This is a genomic window from Streptomyces pathocidini, assembly GCF_001418495.1.
GTDB lineage: Bacteria > Actinomycetota > Actinomycetes > Streptomycetales > Streptomycetaceae > Streptomyces > Streptomyces pathocidini.
Genome location: NZ_LIQY01000645.1, coordinates 1 through 3,789 on the forward strand (window position 1 = coordinate 1; position 3,789 = coordinate 3,789).

Annotated in this window: 2 protein-coding genes; one reads left to right on the top strand and one right to left on the bottom strand. The window is 71.7% G+C overall.

Annotated features, from left to right (window positions below; genetic code table 11):
* Positions 1-278 precede the first annotated feature (278 nt).
* Positions 279-1,724, top strand: coding sequence for a S28 family serine protease (locus AOK16_RS23985; protein ID WP_055474207.1), 1,446 nt, complete (start codon positions 279-281; stop codon positions 1,722-1,724).
* A gap of 208 nt (positions 1,725-1,932) precedes the next feature.
* Here AOK16_RS23985 and AOK16_RS23990 read toward each other — a convergent pair.
* Positions 1,933-3,789 (bottom strand): glycoside hydrolase family 3 protein (locus tag AOK16_RS23990; protein WP_240483728.1); only part of this gene is annotated, 1,857 nt, incomplete at its 5' end.

Genomic DNA, 3,789 nt, shown 5'->3' on the forward strand with positions numbered 1-3,789 from the left:
TCGTACGCGGCGGTGTCGGCTCCCGGTCGGTCAGCTCCGGCTGGCTCTGCTGAGCCGCTGTGCTGCCGAGCCGCCCACCGGTGGCCGCTGGCGTTGCGAGCGCGCGCTGTCGAGCCGCTCGCCGCCGAGTCGCGCACCGCTGAACCGGTCGGTGCCGAGCCCTCGCCGTCCGGCCGCTGTTGGCCAAAGGGGCTGGCGGCGCCCCGAGTTGCCCCGATAGGTTGCACGGCACCTTTGGGGCGAACCAAGGGACTACGAGGGACTTCAGGGGAGGGCGAATGCGCAGGGCGCTCAGATGGCTGCCGGTGCTGGCCGTGCTCATAGGCATGGCCGGTATCGGCGGGGGACCCGTCCAGGCCGCGAGCACAACGACCGGAACAGCAGGCGCGAACACCTCGGCCACCGCCGACATCAAGGACCGGCTCCTCGCGATACCTGGCATGAGCTTCCTCGAGGAGAAGCCGGTCGACGGATACCGGTACTTCGTCCTCGAGTACGAGCAGCCCGTCGACCACCGGAACCCGTACAAGGACACGTTCAAGCAGCGGCTGACCGTCCTGCACAAGGGGACCGACCGGCCGACGGTCTTCCACACCTCCGGGTACAACGTCTCCACCAACCCGTCCCGCAGCGAGCCCACCCGGATCGTCGACGGCAACCAGGTCTCCATGGAGTACCGCTTCTTCACCCCGTCCCGGCCCGACCCCGCCGACTGGTCCAAACTCGACATCTGGCAGGCGGCCAGCGACCAGCACCGCCTCTTCACGGCGCTGAAACGGGTCTACGGCGAGAACTGGCTGGCCACCGGCGGCAGCAAGGGCGGCATGACCGCCACCTACTACCGCCGCTTCTACCCGCACGACATGGACGGCACCGTCGCGTACGTCGCCCCGAACGACGTCGTCAACGACGAGGACTCCGCCTATGACAGGTTCTTCGAAACCGTCTCCACAAAGGAGTGCCGGGACGCGCTGAACGCCGTCCAGCGCGAAGCGCTCGTGCGCCGCGAGGAGATGACCGACCGCTACGCGAAGTGGGCCGCAGAAAACGGCGCCACCTTCGAGACCACCGGCAGCCTCGACAAGGCCTACGAGTCGGTCGTGCTGGACCTGGTGTGGGCCTTCTGGCAGTACAGCTCGGAGGCCGACTGCGCCGACGTGCCCAAGGCGGACGCCGCCACCGACGCGCTCTACGAGTTCGTCGACGCGGTCTCCGGCTTCTCCTTCTACACCGACCAGGGACTGGCCCCGTACACCCCGTACTACTACCAGGCGGGCACCGAACTGGGCGCGCCCACCCTGGAGTACGCGCACCTCGACGGCCTGCTGCGCTACCCCGGCTACTTCACGCCCCGCGCCTACGTGCCGCGCGGGATCCCGATGAAGTGGAAGAACGGCGTCATGCGCGACGTCGACCGCTGGGTCCAGCACCACAGCGAGCGGATGCTCTTCGTCTACGGCCAGAACGACCCGTGGGGTGCGGAGCCGTTCCGCCTCGGCAAGGGCGCGCGGGACAGCTATGTCTTCACCGCGCCGGGTGGCAACCACGGCGCCGGCATCGCCGGGCTGACGGAGGACCAGAAGGCCAAGGCGACCGCCGAGGTCCTGGAGTGGGCGGGCGTCGCACCGGCCGCGGTCCGCGAGGGCGAGGCCCAGGCCGAGCCGCTGGCCAAGGCCGACCGGGAGCTCGACAAGCGGGACGTACGGCGGGAGTTGCGGCCGTAGTCGCGGTCCGATCGGCAACCATGGAGCCGGTGTGACGCGCACCGGTCCGCCGGTTTGAGCACCAGTGGGCCCGGGAACGACGGCCGCCGTTCCCGGGCCCACGCGCGCGTGGAGCCGCCACGACAGGGAGGCCCTGGAAGGGGCCGAATACCGGGCCCACGCGCGCGTGCGGGAGCCCTCAAAGCCCGTGGCCCGTAAGCCAGTGCGGTCAGTACGAGAGCCCGTACCCGATCCCGTACAGCTCCTGCTCCGGGTCGTCCGCCCGCGGCACCGGCACCGGCAGTCTGCCTACCGGCTTGGCCCTGCCCGCGATGACCCGGGCCGCGGCGCGGATCTCGACATCGGTCCAGGAGTAGGTCGCCAGCGAAGCCGGCACCCCGGAGCCGTCCAGCCGCGCGATGTCGTACGGGTTGCGGATCGCGACATGGACGACCCGGACGCCGGTCTCCACCAGCGACTTCACGAGCGCGCGCTGCGAGGACTTGGCGGTCACGTTGTACGTGGCGACCACCACGGCGTCCTTGCCGCGCGCCGCCGCGACCGCCTCGTCGATCTTCGCCTGGGCCGGGTCGGGCTGGGTCCCGGTGCTCGTGGACAGCGCGGTGGCCGCGAAGCCCAGCTCACCCAGGGCCTTGGCCAGGACCGCGGTCGGCGGGCCGCCGGTGCCTGTGGGGGCGGCCGGGTCGACCCCGACGACGAGAACGTTCCGGCTCTTGCGGCGGGACAGCGGCAGCAGCCCGTCCCGGTTGAGCAGCAGGGTCGTGGTGCGCTCGGCGATCCGGTCCGCGGTCGTGAGGTGCGCCCGGGTGCCCACCGTCCGCCGCACGGCGGGCTCGTCCGCATAGGGCCGGTCGAACAGCCCGCGGCGGGCCTTCATTTCGAGGATCCGCTCCACCGACTCCTCGACGCGCCGCTCCGTCAACTCCCCCTCCCGTACCGCCTCCACGACCGCCCTGAAGGCGACGTCCAGCTTCGGCGGGTTGAGGAGCTGGTCGACGCCCGCCTTCAGCGCGAGCACCGGCACGCGGTCGTCCCCGTACTTCTGCCGGACCCCGGCCATGCCGAGGGAGTCCGTGACCACGACCCCTTGGTAGCCGAGCTTCTCGCGCAGGATGCCGGTGAGGATCGGGCGGGAGAGCGTGGCCGGGTCGTCGGCCGGGTCCAGGGCGGGGAAGAGGAGGTGGGCGGTCATGATCGAGTCGATCCCGGCCGCGATCGCCGCCTTGAAGGGCGGGGCGTCCAGCTTCTCCCACTCCTCCTCGCTGTGGGTGATGAGAGGCAGGCCCGTGTGGCTGTCGGTCGCGGTGTCGCCGTGCCCGGGGAAGTGCTTGGCGGTGGCGGCCACTCCGGCGCCCTGGTAGCCCTGCACCTGGGCGGCCACCAGCCGGGCTACGGCTTCGGGGTCGGAGCCGAACGACCGCACGCCGATGACGGGGTTGGCCGGGTTGACGTTCACGTCCGCGTCCGGCGCGTAGTCCTGGCGGATGCCCAGGGCGGCCAGCTCGGCGCCCGCGATCCGCGCGGCCGTCCGCGCGTCCGCGACCGAGCCGCTTGCCCCGAGGGCCATCGCGCCCGGCAGCAGCGTGGCGGGCGCGCCCACACGGGCCACTATCCCGTGCTCCTGGTCCGTGGAGATGATCAGCGGTACGGGGGTGCGCTGGGCGAGTCCGGCCTTCTGGATGCCGTTGGAGAGGGCCGCGATCTGGCGGGGGTCGCGGGTGTTGTGCGCCCAGGAGAAGTAGATGATGCCGCCGACGTGGTACTTCGCGATCAGTTCCGCGGCGTTGGCGACGCCGATCTCCTCCTGGTTCGACTCGGCGTCCGCCGGGTCCGGGGCGGTGGCCGAGTGCCCGAAGACCCGCATGACGAAGAGCTGGCCGACCTTCTCTTCCAGGCTCATCCGGGAGATCAGTCCGCGCAGCTTCGCACGGTCGGGTCTGCCGCTCGCCCTTCCGGTCGCGGCCTGGGCGGGGGCGCCTGCCGCGGAGAGGGACGCGGCGGCGGTGACGGCGCTCGCGCCGGCGATGACGGAGCGTCTGGAGGGTCTGGGGGCGCGGGGCTCGGG

Coding starts and splice junctions, on each gene's coding strand:
- AOK16_RS23985 (WP_055474207.1), top strand. CDS start 279: ATGCGCAGGGCGCTCAGATGGCTGCCGGTGCTGGCCGTGCTCATAGGC.